This window comes from Polaromonas sp. (assembly GCF_013817205.1).
Taxonomy (GTDB): domain Bacteria; phylum Pseudomonadota; class Gammaproteobacteria; order Burkholderiales; family Burkholderiaceae_C; genus Polaromonas.
The window spans coordinates 1-16,488 of record NZ_JACDDD010000015.1 but is presented as its reverse complement, the minus strand read 5'-3'; the positions used below and the strand labels follow the sequence as shown (position 1 = coordinate 16,488).

The 16,488-nt window shown below is 51.2% G+C and carries 14 protein-coding genes; all 14 read left to right on the top strand.

Annotated features, from left to right (window positions below; all coding sequences use genetic code 11):
- Positions 1 to 23: 23 nt before the first annotated feature.
- On the top strand, positions 24 to 782 hold the full coding sequence (locus H0W47_RS05445; protein WP_296921653.1) for a hypothetical protein: 759 nt from the start codon (positions 24 to 26) through the stop codon (positions 780 to 782).
- Positions 779 to 1,702 (top strand): formyltransferase family protein, encoded by a 924-nt coding sequence (locus H0W47_RS05440; protein ID WP_296921651.1) that lies wholly within the window; start codon positions 779 to 781, stop codon positions 1,700 to 1,702. Before H0W47_RS05445 ends, H0W47_RS05440 begins: the two co-directional genes overlap by 4 nt.
- Complete coding sequence (locus tag H0W47_RS05435; RefSeq protein ID WP_296921649.1) at positions 1,699 to 3,072, top strand: hypothetical protein; 1,374 nt, start codon at positions 1,699 to 1,701, stop codon at positions 3,070 to 3,072. Before H0W47_RS05440 ends, H0W47_RS05435 begins: the two co-directional genes overlap by 4 nt.
- A complete protein-coding gene (locus H0W47_RS05430; protein ID WP_296921647.1) occupies positions 3,069 to 3,731 on the top strand; it encodes a formyltransferase family protein in 663 nt (220 codons plus the stop codon). The genes H0W47_RS05435 and H0W47_RS05430 overlap by 4 nt, the downstream gene beginning before the upstream one ends.
- Positions 3,728 to 4,435: a WbqC family protein gene (locus H0W47_RS05425; protein ID WP_296921645.1), complete on the top strand. Its 708-nt coding sequence runs from the start codon at positions 3,728 to 3,730 to the stop codon at positions 4,433 to 4,435. The genes H0W47_RS05430 and H0W47_RS05425 overlap by 4 nt, the downstream gene beginning before the upstream one ends.
- A 79-nt stretch (positions 4,436 to 4,514) precedes the next feature.
- On the top strand, positions 4,515 to 6,161 hold the full coding sequence (locus H0W47_RS05420) for a glycosyltransferase (RefSeq protein ID WP_296921643.1): 1,647 nt from the start codon (positions 4,515 to 4,517) through the stop codon (positions 6,159 to 6,161).
- A 6-nt stretch (positions 6,162 to 6,167) separates the two neighbouring features.
- Positions 6,168 to 7,325, top strand: coding sequence for an ABC transporter ATP-binding protein (locus H0W47_RS05415; protein WP_296921641.1), 1,158 nt, complete (start codon positions 6,168 to 6,170; stop codon positions 7,323 to 7,325).
- An 8-nt stretch (positions 7,326 to 7,333) separates the two neighbouring features.
- Positions 7,334 to 8,548 (top strand): ABC transporter ATP-binding protein, encoded by a 1,215-nt coding sequence (locus tag H0W47_RS05410; RefSeq protein WP_296921640.1) that lies wholly within the window; start codon positions 7,334 to 7,336, stop codon positions 8,546 to 8,548.
- 2 nt (positions 8,549 to 8,550) lie between these two features.
- Positions 8,551 to 9,336 carry an ABC transporter permease gene (locus H0W47_RS05405; RefSeq protein WP_296921638.1) on the top strand — a complete coding sequence of 262 codons (786 nt, stop codon included), beginning with the start codon at positions 8,551 to 8,553 and terminating at the stop codon, positions 9,334 to 9,336.
- Positions 9,337 to 9,419: 83 nt separating this feature from the next.
- A complete protein-coding gene (locus tag H0W47_RS05400; RefSeq protein ID WP_296921635.1) occupies positions 9,420 to 10,304 on the top strand; it encodes a class I SAM-dependent methyltransferase in 885 nt (294 codons plus the stop codon).
- 6 nt (positions 10,305 to 10,310) lie between these two features.
- On the top strand, positions 10,311 to 11,651 hold the full coding sequence (locus H0W47_RS05395) for a hypothetical protein (RefSeq protein WP_296921633.1): 1,341 nt from the start codon (positions 10,311 to 10,313) through the stop codon (positions 11,649 to 11,651).
- 3 nt (positions 11,652 to 11,654) lie between these two features.
- Positions 11,655 to 13,547: an asparagine synthase (glutamine-hydrolyzing) gene (gene asnB / locus H0W47_RS05390; protein WP_296921631.1), complete on the top strand. Its 1,893-nt coding sequence runs from the start codon at positions 11,655 to 11,657 to the stop codon at positions 13,545 to 13,547.
- 90 nt (positions 13,548 to 13,637) lie between these two features.
- Positions 13,638 to 14,873, top strand: coding sequence for a hypothetical protein (locus H0W47_RS05385; protein WP_296921630.1), 1,236 nt, complete (start codon positions 13,638 to 13,640; stop codon positions 14,871 to 14,873).
- 16 nt (positions 14,874 to 14,889) lie between these two features.
- A partial coding sequence (locus H0W47_RS05380; RefSeq protein ID WP_296921628.1) for an acyltransferase family protein occupies positions 14,890 to 16,488 on the top strand: 1,599 nt, incomplete at its 3' end.

The following is a 16,488-nucleotide window of genomic DNA, read 5'->3' as shown; positions in this document are numbered from 1 at the left end:
CTTGCGGTTTCGGAGGTATAGAAATGGCGTCATTCGACCCCCACTTCGGTCTGATAAACGAAATAGATGTCGACGACGAAGCTTCGTGGAAAGGCAGGATATTCCTTTCATTTGATGTAGATTGGGCCCACGATGATGTGATTACCGACACGCTAAGTCTGCTCGAGGGGCACGCAGTTCCTGCCACTTGGTTCATAACCCACCAGAGCCCGGCAGTTCAGCGGCTAGTAGGTAGTGGACGACACCAAGTCGGGATACATCCCAACTTTAATCCACTGTTGGGCGGAGATTTAACTGCCGGTACGAATGCCGGCGATGTGCTATCAGTGCTCCACGACTTGGCGCCTTCTGCAAAAGCCGTTCGATCTCACTCACTTACGCAAAGTGAGCGATTGGTTGACTTATTTATAAGTCGTGGAATTACTCATGCCAGCAATGTATTCATTCCATTCAATCGTATTTCGAGGCTGACGCCTTGGAGATTATGGGGCGGGCTCACGGTTGTCCCCCACTGCTGGCAAGACAACGTTGCGATGAAGATGGCGCTCAATATACCGACGCTGGAGGACGCTAGGGAAAGTCTTATTATTTTCAATTTCCATCCGATTCACGTGTTTTTAAATTCAGAAGAAGTCGAACGCTATGAGCGAACACGTCACTTGCACCAAACCCCTGGGGAAATGATCAAGCACCGCTACGAAGGTGAAGGCACGCGGAGCAGCTTGATGAAAGTACTCAATTTCGGACGCAATGGCAGCTTCTGCAAGGAAGATCGGCAATGAAGATCGCCCTCATTGGACGTTCAGAGATACTGTATGACGCCGCTTTGGCTTTGGAAAACGCTGGGCATCAGATAGTTAGCATAATCACCGCGAAAGAAGCTCCTGAATACACGCGAACAATCACTGACTTTGAGATGTTAGCGGTATCTTTAAATGCTTCTTTTGCTGTGGGGCCACGCATCGCAGAGCATCGAGAACTTCTTCGGGCTGCAGCCGCAGATATTGGTGTTAGCTACAACTACACTGGCCTGGTTCCAAGTTCGGTCGTTGCGCTCTTTCCGCATGGCATTCTTAACGCCCACGGCGGCGACTTACCCCGTTATCGCGGAAACGCATGTCAAGCATGGGCGATACTTAATGGCGAAGATCGTATAGGTCTCTGCGTGCACAAGATGGTTGGCGGCGAGTTGGACAGCGGGGATATCATCGCCCGTGATTATTTTGATCTTTTGAATAGCAGCACGGTCACAGAAGCTTGGGCGTGGATGACAAAGCGTATCCCGCTAGTTTTCATCGAAGCTTTAGATCAGCTAGAAGCGAACCCTGGCTATGTGTTGGAGGCCCAGTCAAAGAACCCTGAGCACGCCCTCCGCTGTTACCCGCGGCGGCCAGAAGACGGCCGGATCGATTGGGATCGAACAGCATTGGAGGTCTTGAGGTTGATTAACGCCAGCAACAAGCCGTATGCTGGGGCATATTGTGGATACGAAGGCCAGCGGATGATTATCTGGGACGCGGCGCTACTGGAGGATGGAGAAGTGTTTTGCGCAGTTTCTGGGCAGGTGACCCATGTTGCTCAAGGCCATATCGTAGTCGCGTGTGGTTCTGGCAAGTTAATAATCCGGAAAGTGCAGATTGAGGGGGATGTTGAGGGCGCTCCGAATCGTTACATCACGTCGATCAGAAAGAGACTGACGTGATCTCTACCAAGAATCATCCTCTGAACAGCAAGCCAAGTGATACTGATTTCACGGTCAATGCCTATCGCGAATTATTGAAACTTGCCAAGCTGAATTTTGTTTTTGCATCCTACGACGAAATTCCGTGGGCAAGCCGCTTTGTTCTGTGGCGACACGATTGTGATTACTCTTTGAATCGAGCGCACGCGCTCGCGACTGTTGAAGCTGCCGAGGGCGTGCGTGCCACATATTTTCTCAATCCTCATTGCGAGTTTTATAACTTGTTCGAGCGAAGCCAATATCGACTTGTCAGGGAAATATTGGAGATGGGGCACAAGATAGGTCTGCACTTCGATGCGGCCTTCCATGACGTTGTTGATGAAGATAGTCTGTCAGCGCACGTGCAGCGCGAGGCGGCGCTTCTCGAGGGCCTGTACGGCGTGAAACCATCGGTTTTCAGCTTCCATAACCCTGCTGCGTCACATTTGGCCTGCGATGCGGAGGTCTATGGCGGATTGTTGAATTGCTATTCTGGTCGATTGAAAGCAGAAGTGCCCTATTGTTCAGACTCGAACGGATACTGGCGTTTCAGACGCTTGCCGGATGTGCTGGCTGAAGCGGCCGATCCCTGTCTTCAGGTTCTGACACATCCCGGCTGGTGGCAAGACAAGGTCTCTCCACCACGCCAGCGGATCTTTCGCAGCGTTTACGGTCGCGCCAAGGCGACTATGCAACTTTACGATGATGGGCTCGATGTACACGGTCGTGAGAATCTTTCGGGTGCCTCCGTCTCACTCGCCTTTATGCGACCACTCAACCCCGAGCGTTATCAATTCTGCGACATGTTGTGGATGAGCGGGCAATTCGAAGCCCTCTTTGGGGAGCTCTGGCGGTTGCATGAAAGTCAGATCAATAGACTGTGTAAAGCGATGATGCACAACCAGTGGCAGGTACCAGCTGCCCAGATCGATATGCTCTTCGAAGATCCGTCCTTGTCATTGGAGGGATGGCAACTTTTCTCTGCTGTGTTTGATGAGTCGTGGAAGGGGGTATCAGGCGTCGACTCTACAAACCATTTGGAATGGATTGCTGTGCGCACCCAGTTGGTACATGGCCGCGCGCCGGTCGAGTATGGACGGCTTCAAGGCGGCTGTGTTTATCTTTGCCAGATCATTGCGTCTTTGGCCGCGTGGGGCAAGACGTCGACACTCAGCTACGACGGAGTAGGGGATCTCCAAACTATCGGGCTGTCAACTTGCAACACGGAAAATGGCGATCTGAAAGAACGACTTCCGGAGAGTGCTACCCATAACTCCACTTCCTTGACAGAGCGTTGGTTGAAGTTTAAGCAGAACCTGAATACGGTTACCGCAGGTGAGGCGGAAATATGAGCAAATTGCGAGCGATATTGCTGATGCCGCCAGCGCTGGGCGCGTCTGCCATCAAACTCGCTGCAGAGGCAGGCGTGGCTCTGGAGGCACAAATCGTCAACGACTTGGACGCCCTCAAAAAAGCCCATGAGAAAAAGTCTGACTTGCTATTATCTTTTGGCACTGGGGTTATTGTGCCCCCAGCCATTCTGGATCTTCCGGGCTTACTTGCATTGAATGTTCATGCCGCATCACCTGCTTATCCGGGGCGCGACCCTCATCATTTTGCGGTATACGATGGAGCCAAGGAATACGGCGCGACAATGCATTGCATGACAGCCCGCGTTGATGCCGGGCCTATCGTTGATGTTGAGTTATTTGAAGTGCCGCCGCATGCCACGCCGGCCACGTTGCTAGAGAGCGCTAATTTGGCAGGACTTGTTCTGGTGAAGCGCCTTTTTGATGGGCTAAGGGACGGCAATACGCCCACGCGATTGGATAGTATTTCTTGGGGTACTCGCAAATCGACCAGAAGAATGTTTCTGGAGATGTGCAGGGTGGACAGCACGATGTCTCTTGATGAATTTAATCGGCGGCTGAGGGCAACGGGCATGCCTGGGTACAACAACGTTTACGTTGAATTGCATGGACGTCGTTTTTATATCGAAGGTCAGCAGTGACCCGACTCGTTGCAATCCATCAGCCTAATTTTTTTCCGTGGTTGGGTTATTTCGACAAAATTGCGCGGTCCGACATTTTTGTGTTTCTTGATGATGTGCAGTTTCCAAAAACAGGCGGTAGTTGGTCGAATCGCGTCAGGATAATCGTAGGCGGTGCAGATTCCTGGGCGAGTGCTGCGATTGATCGGGATTATCACGGTACTCGTGACATCAACCAGATGAACTTCCTGACCACCCATCCATGGCGGTTGAAAATTTTCCGGAGCCTGGAGTCCAGTTATCGTAAACATCCTCACTACAAAAGCACGATGGATGTCGTTGAACCTTTGCTGAAGAATGCCGAGGCAAATGTTGCCGCTTACAACATCCATGCCGTCACTGTGCTGGCACAGCATTTGGGATTGGACGCCACCAAGATGCGCCGCAGTTCAGACCTGCGGGGGACAGGCCGTTCCAATGAATTACTTTGCTCACTCACTCATGCGGTAGGGGGTGCGGCGTACATGTGTGGTGGTGGTGCTGATGGATACCAGGATGAGTCCGTTTTCAAGGAATCGGGAATCCAGCTGGTTCGGCAAGAATTTGTGCATCCAGTTTATTCGCAAGCCGGGGTCAACGAGTTTGTCCCGGGCCTTTCGATTGTGGACGCCCTGATGAACCATGGTGCATCAGCGGTAGGCGCCTGGATCGAAAGAAGACGCTAAAGGCGACTTTCATTGGGTGATCCAGCGGCTGAGAGCATGCCGTCGCGCACTCACAATGGCTTACACTCCTCCATTAAGTATGGGGCTGCCGTTGAAATTCGTAATCCTGAAACGCATCAAAAGCGCATTTTTGCAATCCAGCTATGTGCAGTCGGAGATTGCTTCGGTGCGAGCGAATCTCAAGGCCGAACTCAAGGCAGAGCTCAAGGCTGAACTCCACGCCGAGCTCAAGGTTGCCCTCAAAACTGAAATCAAAACCGAACTCCACGCTGAGTTGAAGGTTGACTTGGCGCAGGCGATGCAGCGCTTGCTGCAGTTACCTAGAACCGTTCACGATTTTTGTGCGGATATAAGCGTTAGAAGAGCCAAGGGGACTCTGAACTCCGAAACAAACGCACTTGAGCTTAGACGCCTGGTGCGCACTTGCGCAGGTCTGGCGCCAGATCCTCCCGGCGTGGTGGAAACCGCAGACCTCCTTGCTGAGTTTCGCTTCCTCCACGCTTCTGCTCTTACGTTAAGGCCGGCTTTCGAGGCGGTGGCTGCGCCTCGCGTGCTTTTTTGCGGCCAAGCCTACTACAACAACTGGTACCTGTCGCGTGGACTGCGTAAGCTGGGATGGCAAGCGGATGTTTACAACTGGGACACCAACCCCTCATCGCAGATTTATTACCATGGGGAGGATTTTCGTTTGGGCGGCGATGTTGCTCATACCCTGAACGGCGAACTCGGCTTTTACCTTGCGGGGTTGTACCGCTACGACGTGATGCACTTCGCAAATACGCACTGCATAGCGTTCGGCTGGGCTCTTCAAAGTGCAGCGACCAGTGAGGCTGGCGAGGGCGCCGAGATTTACCTGCTGAAAGATCTGGGCAAGAAGATTGTTTACTCCAACAACGGATGCCTGGATGGCGTGTCGCAAACATCGTTTTCCAAGTGGGGCCCAGAGTCAGTCTGCGCGATCTGCCGTTGGCAGAATGAGCCAACAGTCTGTAATGATGAGCGTAATCTGAAGTGGGGGAAGTTTCGCAACTCCGTAGCCGATTTTCAGTGCACCTTGGGCGGAAATCGAGTTGACTACAACGATGACCCGCGGGTGCATGAGGTGCCGGAGTTCTATTGTCTGGATTCGGAGGTATGGAACCCGGGCCTGGAAGTCCCACCGAACTACCTACGGCCTGTGTTGGGGAGCGGGGGCGTCAGGCTGTATCACGCGGTTGGGAACCGTGAGGAGCGGACGCGCACCGATGGCGTCAATATCAAGTCGACCCACGTTTACATGCCGGTCATCGAGCGCTTGCGTGCTGAGGGCTTGCCGATCGACCTCATTGAGCCCACTGGCATTCCGAATATAGAAGTTCGCTTCTTGCAAGTTCAGGCGGACATCTTTCTGGACATGTTGACGTACGGCTGGTTTGGCGCCAACGCCCGCGAGGCAATGATGCTGGGCAAGCCAGTTATCTGCTTTATTCGCCCTGAGTGGCTGGAAAGCCTTCGCGAGGAGATTCCAGAATATGCCAACGAGCTGCCAATTATCAGTGCTACGCCGCACACCATAGAGGGTATATTGCGCGATCTTATTTCTAACCCGGCAAAGCGGCTTGAAATCGGCCAGCGCAGTCGTGAGTTTGCCCTCAAGTGGCACTCCGCCGAAGCAGCCGGGAAGCGTTTCGATCAAATTTATAGCGCTTTGCTGGCAGGCGAGTCGCTGTTGCGGACCAGGGAATAATTCTCGATGAGCATGGGTGCATCCGACATCGCCTTACGCTGCACCGGCGTCGCGAAAACGTTTGCCGTGCAGCGTGATTTACGCGTCTGGCGCCTTTTGCTGGGCTCGGCCGACGATGGCAAGGGGCCTGTAATCGAGGCGCTGCGAGACATATCGCTGGAAGTGCCGCGCGGCAAGATACTGGGTATCCTCGGACGTAATGGGGCGGGCAAAAGCACCTTGTTGCGCCTGCTTGGACAAGTCTATATGCCGACGCGTGGTCAAATCGATGTATTTGGCTTGGTCGCCGGATTGTTTGAGCTGGGAGGCATGGGTAATCCGAATCTGACTGGGCGAGAGTATGCCGTGCGTTACCTGCGCATGATGGGGGTGGAAACTGTCGACTTGTCAGCTGTTCTGGAAGATATCCTGGAGTTCTCTGAGTTGGACGATGCTTTTGATCAGCGTGTCCGCACTTATTCCTCCGGGATGGCGGCGCGCCTTTATTTCTCGGTGGCGACTGCCTATCAGCACGAGATTTACCTCATCGATGAATTGTTGTCCGTGGGAGACGAGCACTTTCAGGCCAAATGCTGGCGCCGCATGCGGGAGCGGCTTTTGGGTGGCGCTTCTGGGGTTCTTGTGACACATGATTGGGCGGCCATCGTAAAGCTATGCGAGACCGCCTGTGTAATTGATGCGGGAACCTTTTCATTTGTTGGGCCAAGTGATCAGGCGGTGGTGCACTATTTGAAGTTACCGAAACCCTCGGCCTCCGGGGCAAGCTTTGGCGCATCGTTACCTGAGGAGTATCTGGTGCGCTCGGGGGAGACCACTCATATTCAACTTCCGGTGGATATCCACGAGGCAGGTGCGGTTGACTGCGCAATTTCTATAGAAATACTGCGTATTGGCATTGGCTGGGAGATTTTGATTCTTTCTGACTACATACGAGTGGGCGATAAACCGGGTAGCTACCGCGTCATGTTCGAGGTTCCAACATTGCCTCTGATGCCGGGTAACTACTCCCTCAATCTGTTTCTTAACCACGCCCGAAGTGATGGTGGCGATTGCCGTTCATGGACTTATGGAAACGGGCTTCGTCTTGTTGTTGATGGCGTGGCAGGAAATTGCGCTGTTCGCCTTCCTTATGCCGCACGACGAATATCGGGGGCTTCGGTATGAGCCTGTATGTGACCCTTGAAAACGTTTCTAAGGTCTATCCGGTAGGCAAGTCTTCTGCGGCAGATCTGATAAGTGCGATGGGACAGAGTGGGAGCGAAGACGGCAACTCCGGTGGCAAGGTGGCGGTGGACCAAGTGAGCTTCACACTCAGGGAGGGGGAGCGGCTCGGCATCGTGGGCCGCAACGGTGCTGGCAAGTCCACTTTGCTGCATATGATTGCTGGCATTTCGAACTCAACCTCGGGCCGGATTCTTACAAACGGCAAAGTGACATCCATCATGACCTTGGGTGTGGGCTTGCGCGACGATCTGAGCGGGCGCGAAAACATCTATGTTGATGGGGAAATTCAAGGAAAGTCGCGTTCAGAAGTCGATGAGGTCGTCAGTCAGATAATCGATTTTGCCGAATTGGACAAATTCATTGACTATCCGGTTCGCACGTATTCCACAGGAATGAAGTCCAGGCTCGCTTTTGCGATGATCAGTCATATTGACCCCGAAATCTTGATTATCGACGAAGCCTTATCGGTCGGCGATGCGGCCTTCTCATTGAAGGCCAGCGCCAGGATTCTTGAAATCTGCGCCAAAGGAAAAATTGTCATTCTTGTGTCGCATGGGATGAAGTCCGTGCAGGATATTTGCAATCGCTGCATCTATCTGAAAGATGGCCGCGTCGTCATGGACGGGACGCCTGCAGCTGTCACCAAGGCCTATATTGATGAGGTGCGAGGCGAGGATGACGCAGCACTGCTGACCCGGTTTGCTGCCTATGTCGGCACACGGTCTCTGGTAGCCGGTTATAGCATCGAAAGCACGGCGTTGCTGTCTGGAGAGACGTCGACGCATGTTGTTCGCGTCGAAGCGCTACAGAGGTTGAGAATTCAAATAAATGTCTCAACGAAAAACGCATTGGCTGTTTGCCGCGTTTGCATCATGCGACTCGACGATCTAAAGGTTTTTGAGCAGGATTTTCCCGTAGCTGACTATTCTCTCGCCGGCGGCACAAGTGGATTGGAGCTTGAGTTCTCTCCACTGGCCATCGCCCCTGCAGTCTACCGTCTAGATGTCGAACTGCGGGAGTCTGCTTCAGATCTCGCTGAAGTCTTTGCGCAGTCGTCTTCGATCTTTGAGGTGTACTCGCTGTCACCTCCGACGGGCGGAAAGCCAATGCTTTACTACCCTGTGTCTGGCAACGTGAAGCCGGCTTCAATTTTGGAGAAGTAAACTTGTTTGGATTCAATCGGCACGACGTCCGGCTTCTCTTGAACCTGTTCAAGATGAACATTCGCGACCGCTATCTGGGGTCTTCGCTTGGCAGTTTCTGGGCCGTCACCAATCCGCTGTTTATGCTGGGCCTCTATACATACGTGTTCGGATTCGTATTCAAGGTCAAATTACCAGGCGCAGACACAACCCTCGCTTATGTAATCTGGCTCATCAGCGGGTATGGCCCTTGGATTGCGCTCCAGGAGTCAATCATGGCATCGACGACATCCGTGGTGGGCGCTTCGGGTATGGTGAAAAATATGGCTTTCAAGACAGAGCTTTTGCCAATCGCGGGTACCTTGGTTGGAGTAATCAACTTGGCTGTAAGTCTCTCGTTTCTTTTTGTATTGCTGCTTTGGTCAGGAGCATCAATCACATGGCACGTTCTACTTTTGCCAGTGGTGGTGGTACTGCAGTTTTCATTTGCAGCTGCGATAGGCATTTGGCTGTCTGCAATCGCTGTATTTATCCGTGACGTCATTCAAATCCTGCCGACGGTATTGACAGCAATCATGTTCATGACTCCAATCTTTTACTCTTTCGAAAGTATGCCGAAGTTTGCCCAGAGCATGTCGGTTGTCAACCCTCTCTATCAGATCGCTGATGGATATCGTGCAATACTCTTGGAACACCGTGTGCCGAATTTATCTGGGCTGCTTTATGTCGGTTTGTTGTCGCTTGGCATGTTCTATTTTGGATTAATCGCATTCAGACGCGCAAAGGGGTATTTTGATTCTGCGATTTAGATAACTGTACAAAATCGATACCTCCGGAGGGTTGACACTAAAATATTCCGGCTGTCGGCGACGATCTCCTTTTAACACATAATATGAAATCGGCAGCGCATTTCGTCAAGGTCTTAATCGTCTTCTTGGTCTTAAAAAATAATATGCAAACTACTAAAATTTCTGAAAAAAACGCGGTCTATTGGGATGAACTTTGTGGAAGCAATATTGCCAAAGTACTCGGCGTTACTGATTCATCTATTGCTTCGCTCAAGAAGTTTGATGATTGGTATTTTGACTATTATCCATATCTATTTGACCATATACCATTTGCAGAAATGCCGAACAAAAAGGTGCTCGATATTGGTCTTGGGTATGGCACAGTGGCGCAGCGCTTGGCAGAATCTGGGGCGTTGTATACCGGACTGGACATTGCGCAAGGACCGGTATCCATGGTCAACCACAGGCTGTCCCAATGTCATCTCGCAGGAAACGCGGTTCAAGGAAGTATTCTTAGTCCGCCGTTCGACCCCGGCACTTTTGATTACGTCACAGCGATTGGCTGTTTGCACCACACGGGGAATCTGCAGTTGGCTATCGATCAGTGCTACCGCTTGCTCAAACCAGGGGGACGGCTGATCTTTATGGTTTATTACGCTTATTCGTATCGCAGGCTTTTGACGTCACCAATTCTTACCCTTAACTACTCTATGAAGGAGTGCTTTGGCTATCATGGTGTGGTCGGGGAAAGCTCAAAAAAGCAAAGTGCGGCATACGACGCCAGTGCGGAGGGTGATTTAGCTCCTCATACTGATTGGATTTCTGCGCGGTCCTTAAAGCATTTCTGCAGGGCTTTTTCCTCTGTTAATGCCACTACTGAAAACATCGCACAGGAGCGTCCATTTCAAAAGAGATCGAGAGAAGATTTGCTCAAGACAAAGTGGCCATCTATTGTGGGGTTGGACATATATGCGACTGCAACTAAGTAATTGGCCATGAATGTTTTAATTCTCTACAACTCGACGCAGACTTTCACAAATACCGTTTATGAACATCTGGCTTGTTTTGCAGAGCATTCCCAACACCGAATATTTTTTGCGCACGTCGACGCTTATTTTGAATTAAATGTCAATCTGCTAAATTTTGATGCGGTCGGTATCCATTTCACACTAAGACTTCCTTTTGATCAAATCTCTCCGTCGGTATCCGAAGCTTTAGAGAATTATGGTGGGCTGAAATTCCTCTTCATTCAAGATGAATATGACCACCCGAAGAGAGCGTGGCATTGGATCAAAAAGTTGGGCATGCGGCTGGTCTTCACCGTAGTCCCGGAGGCTGGTATAGCCACTGTTTATCCCAGAGAGGAATTTCCTCAAACACGCTTTGTAACAAACCTCACGGGTTACGTTCCAGAAAAGCTTCCCCCTACCCATCTACTCCCGCCGCCTTCTCAGCGTAGTTTGATGGTGGGTTACCGTGGCCGACCTTTACCCGTGCGATATGGTCAGCTCGGTTTTGAGAAGGTCGCAATCGGTGAAATGGTTAAATCCTACTGCGATCAATTTGGTGTAGAGAATGATATTGCCTGGAGCGAGGACGAAAGAATCTACGGACCTAAATGGTATGACTTCGTCGTGTCGTGCAGATCTATGCTCGGGTCCGAAAGCGGCAGCAATGTATTCGATTGGGACGGCACGCTCTCTCAAGAAGTCGAACACTACCGGAATGAAAATCCCGGCACACCAGATGAAGATATCTATCACCGCATTATTCGTCCCAGGGAAGTTGATGGGCTGATGAACCAGTTGTCACCAAGAATTTTTGAAGCCATTGCTTCAAGAACTGTTTTGGTTCTATTTGAAGGCGAGTATTCGGGGGTAATCCGACCTTGGGAGCATTTCATCCCATTGAGGAAGGATGGCTCAAATTTGCAAGATGTTGTCCAGTTGTTGAAGGACGATTCGTATCTTGACGCCATGGCTGAGCGCGCCTGGCTTGACATCATTCGCTCAGGAAAATATTCATACAAATCATTTGTTGGAATGGTAGATGAGGAGCTAGGCAGCTCTTTAACGGATTTGGGCGAGGTAACCGGGAGTTTCCAGAAGGCACCCATGACACAAATTCGGACGGGTTTTCCGACTCAGATTACGAGCTGTCCAATTCGGGCGTACCCTCCAGAGCGTTTGAACGACACGTTTCTTCAGTTGTTTAGTGCATCTCGCGGCCCTCTAGATTTCGCCAAACGCCTCGCGATTTACTTATGGCGGAAGCTGCCGGAATCTGTCAGGTTAACTTGGAAGCCGCGAGTGATGCGGCTTGTTGGGAAAGGTTGAAGAATGTGCGGAATCTTTGGTTTTGTTGGAAGTGGCCCGTTTGCTGTGGAGCGATCGTCCGATGCGCTTGATGTCGGCTTGAGCCGCATTCGTCACCGAGGCCCCGATGGTACGGGCAAGTGGACCTCGGCTAACGGACAAGTCGGCTTTGGACACGTACGACTTTCAATCATTGACTTGCAGATGGGTGCGCAGCCGATGCATAGTGATGACGGACGTTACACCATCATCTATAACGGGGAAATATATAACTACATTGAACTTCGCCAAGAGTTGGGTGAAGGTGAGTTTCGCACCCAGTCTGACACCGAGGTTGTATTGCGTGCATTTCAGCGTTGGGGTTCGGACTGCTTAAACCGTTTGCGAGGGATGTTTGCGATCGCGATTTGGGACGCAGTCGAGCAAAAGTTGTTTTTGGCACGTGATCGCTTTGGAATCAAACCCCTCTACTGGGTTAAAACCTCAGACGGGCTCTATTTTGCTTCTGAGATAAAGGCGCTGCTCCCTTTCTTGGAGCATCGCCTCGTAAACGAACGGGCGCTTTCGGATTATTTTAGTTTTCAGTTCTGTTTGGGCGAAAAAACCTTGATGGATGGTGTTTGGCAATTTCCTGCCGCACATTTCGCCACGCTTTCTCCTGGTGAGCCGCCTAAACCGATGAGATATTGGGAGGTTCACTATAGGGTCGACTATGACCACACGGAGCGTTGGTTTACAGAACGCTTGCGCGAATTGCTGCTTGATTCAGTTCGCGTTCACCTGCGCGCGGATGTTGAGGTAGGCAGCTATGTTAGCGGCGGCGTGGATTCCAGTTTGCTTGCTGCACTGGCGCGAGACGTTCGCCCGAACGGTCCGTTCAAGGCTTTCAATGGACGTTTTTTGGACGGCTCCGGCTTTGATGAATCGCAATATGCCAGAACACTGGCAGATGAACAAGGCATGCAGTTGCATGTGGCGGATATTGGCGAGCAGGATTTTGTTGATAACATCGCAAAGGTGATCTGGCACTTGGATCAGCCTGCGGCAGGGCCTGGCTCTTTTCCGCAGTACATGGTTTCCAAACAGGTGGGCGAGCATATTAAGGTTGTGTTAGGTGGCCAAGGTGGCGACGAAATCTTCGGCGGGTATGCTCGTTACCTGGTTGCGTACTTCGAGCAATGTATCAAAGGGGCCATAGAGGGATCGCTGGGTAATGGCAACTACGTCGTCACCTATGAGTCCATCATTCCCAATCTCGAAACCCTCCGCCAATACAAGCCGCTGCTACGCGAATTTTGGTCGAATGGCTTATTTGGCGAGCGGGACGAACGTTACTGGCGGCTAGTGAACCGTGCCAACACCTTTGGGGACATTCTTGCGCCCGGGGCAATCAATCAAAAAGCAACGTTTGAAGAGTTCAAGAGTATCTTCTGGGGCCAGAATGTAGGCAAGGAGTCCTATTTTGATTCCATGACTCATTTCGATTTCAAGACTTTGTTGCCCGCTCTGTTGCAAGTTGAAGATAGGATGAGCATGGCTCATGGTGTTGAGTCAAGAGTACCGTTCCTCGACCACCCTTTGGTGGAATTTGCGGCTACGATTCCCGCCAATATCAAGTTTCAGAACGGTGAACTGAAACGCTTGCTCAAATCAGCATTTGCGAATCGGCTGCCAACTGCGATTCGCGAGCGCAAGGACAAGATGGGATTCCCGGTGCCCCTAAATTTGTGGCTTAAACGTGGTGGGCCGACGCGTGATTTTATTGGGGACATTCTCGGCTCGAAACGTGCACGTGATCGGTCTTACCTAGCCAACGGTCTGTCGATTGATTCAATACTAGATTCACAGAGCGTTTATGGTCGAAACCTTTGGGCTCTTTTAAGCCTTGAATTATGGCATCGACAGTTTGTAGATTGAAAAGTGAAGCCCAGTCTCGATAAACTAAACATCTTGGTACTGCATAGCCTGGGAGACGCCAGAGCTGTGCCGTTTTTTCTGAGACATCACGTGTTCATTCTGGAGAGAAGCTGCCCCGAGCATAATTATCTCTACCATGACACCGCTCTTCCTTTGCCCAATTACATCAAAGACACGCCTTTCGATTTGATTGTGTTGGACGTGACTTTGCTCTGCGGACGCTGGTCGTCCACTAAGGCTTTCGAACGTCTGAAGACTGCATATTCTTTTGTCAAAGACAGTAGCGCAGTAAAGATGGCTTTTCCACAGGATGAATATGATTGCCATGAGTTGTTGGATGAATGGATGTGTGAATGGCGAATAGATGTTGTGTACTCTGTAATTGCAGAACATCGGGAGCTGCTTTATCCAAAATATCACAAAACGGGAGAAATTCGTCTCGCTTATACAGGGTATATTGATGAAGTTCTGATCGGGGTCAGGCCCAAACCATTTGATATTAGATCAATTGATGTGGGTTACAGAGCAAGAAAACTTCTTCCTTATTTTGGCAGGGTCGGCGAGACAAAGTGGACCATAGGGCGCGATTTTGCAAAGAAAGCTGAAAACGCAGGACTTGTCACAGATATAGTAATTGGTGAACAAGGAACGCTTTTGGGGGAAGCCTGGCTGGACTTTATCGGCAATTCGAAATTCACTCTAGGAAGCAACAGTGGTAGCAGTCTGTTGGACCCCAGGGGAAAAGTTCAGCATGATGTTCGGGCTTACGTAACCGCACATCCTGAAGCCTCTTTTGAGGAAGTGGAAGCTGCCTGTTTTAAAGGGCAGGACAGCCTGCACGAATTTACCGCGATTTCACCTCGAGTGATGGAGGCGGCACTTCTAGATAGTTGCCAGATTCTGGTTCAGGGGCGCTACAGCGGCGTAATTGAGCCGTGGGAGCATTACATTCCTATCAAAGGTGATGCGTCAGATTTTGAACGTGTGCTTGAGGCGATGCAGGACCGGCCCGCTGTTCAAAAAATGATAAGTAGATGCCGTTCCGCAATTCTTGATACAAATGAACTGCGATGCCAAAATCGGGCCCAACAAATCATTGACACCGCCATAGGGCTAATTTCCAAGAAAAATGTTCGGAGCTCAGTTGATGATGTCCAGGATGTCATACAGCGCTACAAGAATGATGTGACTACTGAGCGGTATGAACTAGTGTGGCGACAAAGGAGGTTACGGCAAAAGGTTGTGCGCGCCCTGAATACTTCGCCCGTCTTGTTAAGACTGGCACGATTTGCCTACAACTACGTTAATAGACGAACGTGGTCATGACGAAATTTTGTGGTCCATGACATACCGCCCAGACATTGATGGGCTGCGGGCAATTGCTGTTCTATCCGTTGTTTTCTTTCATGCTGGAATTCAGTCGCTTTCCGGTGGTTTTGCGGGGGTAGATATTTTCTTTGTCATTTCCGGGTTTCTAATCACCCGAATATTGATGGAGATGAAAGAAGCGCAGCTTTTTCCGTTGGCAAGTTTTTATATACGACGAGCCAGACGGATTTTGCCGGCTCTCTACGTAGTGATTGCCAGCATTTTTCTGCTCGGGTTACTCGTTTTGCTGCCGCTCGAGCTCGCTGGCCTTTCTAAATCGATCCTGGCAACCAATCTGTTTGTATCCAACTTCCTTTTCTGGAGACAGGCTGGGTATTTTGATGTTGCTGCGGAACTCAAGCCTTTCCTGCACACTTGGTCTCTGGCGGTAGAGGAGCAGTTTTATGTTGTCTGGCCCCTGCTTTTGGCTTTATCGTATCGCCGTGGATGGAAGCTGAAGTGGACAGTCGTGACGTTGCTTGTTCTTTCGTTGGCCGGAGCGTGTTTCCTGTTGGCAAAGACGCCCGATGCGGTGTTTTATCTGCTCCCGTTTCGCGCCTGGGAGTTGTTGATGGGTGCCGCGCTAGCCGCCGGTTACCTGGGCTCTATCGCAGGCAGTCGCTGGAAACATATCTGCTCGCTGGTGGGCCTGGGTTTGTTGCTTGTCAGCGTCTTTTTTTTGAATAAGGCTTTGCCATTTCCGGGCTGGAACGCGTTGCCGCCTTGCCTGGGTGCTGTTTTGCTGATTGCCGCTGGCAAAGATGCTGTGGTTAATCGCTATGTACTGAGTGCGCGCCCTTTGGTCTTGGTCGGATTGATTTCGTACTCACTGTATTTGTGGCACTGGCCGCTACTTGTCTATATTCGGGTCCTGAATCTGGGTCAGCTTCCAGTGGCAGAGGCGATTGTTGCTGTCGGTATCTCGATGGTGCTGGCGTGGTTGACCTGGCGCTACGTTGAGCAGCCTTTTCGTGGCGGCGGCGAGGCGGGCCGACCCTCTGGGCTGCTTGTAAAATTTGCGTTACCGGGGCTGTTACTGTGCGCAGCAGCAGGGACGACGCTGGCCTACAAAGGCTTCCCTGATAGGATTCGTCCCGATGTCATGGCGGCACAAGAAGCCGCTCTGGATTTCAATGCCTCAAGGGCTGGTTGCCATCTTGACATGGCGAATATTGTGTTGCCCCCATGGGCCAACTGCACGAGTCAACGTCTTACAGGGACAACAAAAACAGGCGTGGTGGTTTGGGGGGATTCCCACGCCGAGGCCATAGTTCCAGGCGTGCGGGTTATGTCTGGGCTTGCCGAGTCTGAAATGCTCCAGTTGACCAAAACCAGCTGTCCGCCGTTGATAGGGGCAAAGGTGATCAGAGGTGGTACGGAATATCAGGAGTGCGAAACCTTTAACAGGAAGGTCTTGGCTTCATTGACCGAAAGCAGTGCTGTGACCACCGTAGTGTTAGCCGCGCGTTGGCCGGTATATGTTTTGGGCGCACCGTTTGGGGTGCCGGAAGAATTGCCAGGGACGGTTGGCTATTCTTTGAATATCGGTGTCGCAAATAGGCCGGTACCAACC

Coding starts and splice junctions, on each gene's coding strand:
- H0W47_RS05415 (WP_296921641.1), top strand. CDS start 6,168: ATGAGCATGGGTGCATCCGACATCGCCTTACGCTGCACCGGCGTCGCG.
- H0W47_RS05420 (WP_296921643.1), top strand. CDS start 4,515: ATGGGGCTGCCGTTGAAATTCGTAATCCTGAAACGCATCAAAAGCGCA.
- asnB (WP_296921631.1), top strand. CDS start 11,655: ATGTGCGGAATCTTTGGTTTTGTTGGAAGTGGCCCGTTTGCTGTGGAG.
- H0W47_RS05440 (WP_296921651.1), top strand. CDS start 779: ATGAAGATCGCCCTCATTGGACGTTCAGAGATACTGTATGACGCCGCT.
- H0W47_RS05395 (WP_296921633.1), top strand. CDS start 10,311: ATGAATGTTTTAATTCTCTACAACTCGACGCAGACTTTCACAAATACC.
- H0W47_RS05430 (WP_296921647.1), top strand. CDS start 3,069: ATGAGCAAATTGCGAGCGATATTGCTGATGCCGCCAGCGCTGGGCGCG.
- H0W47_RS05400 (WP_296921635.1), top strand. CDS start 9,420: ATGAAATCGGCAGCGCATTTCGTCAAGGTCTTAATCGTCTTCTTGGTC.
- H0W47_RS05445 (WP_296921653.1), top strand. CDS start 24: ATGGCGTCATTCGACCCCCACTTCGGTCTGATAAACGAAATAGATGTC.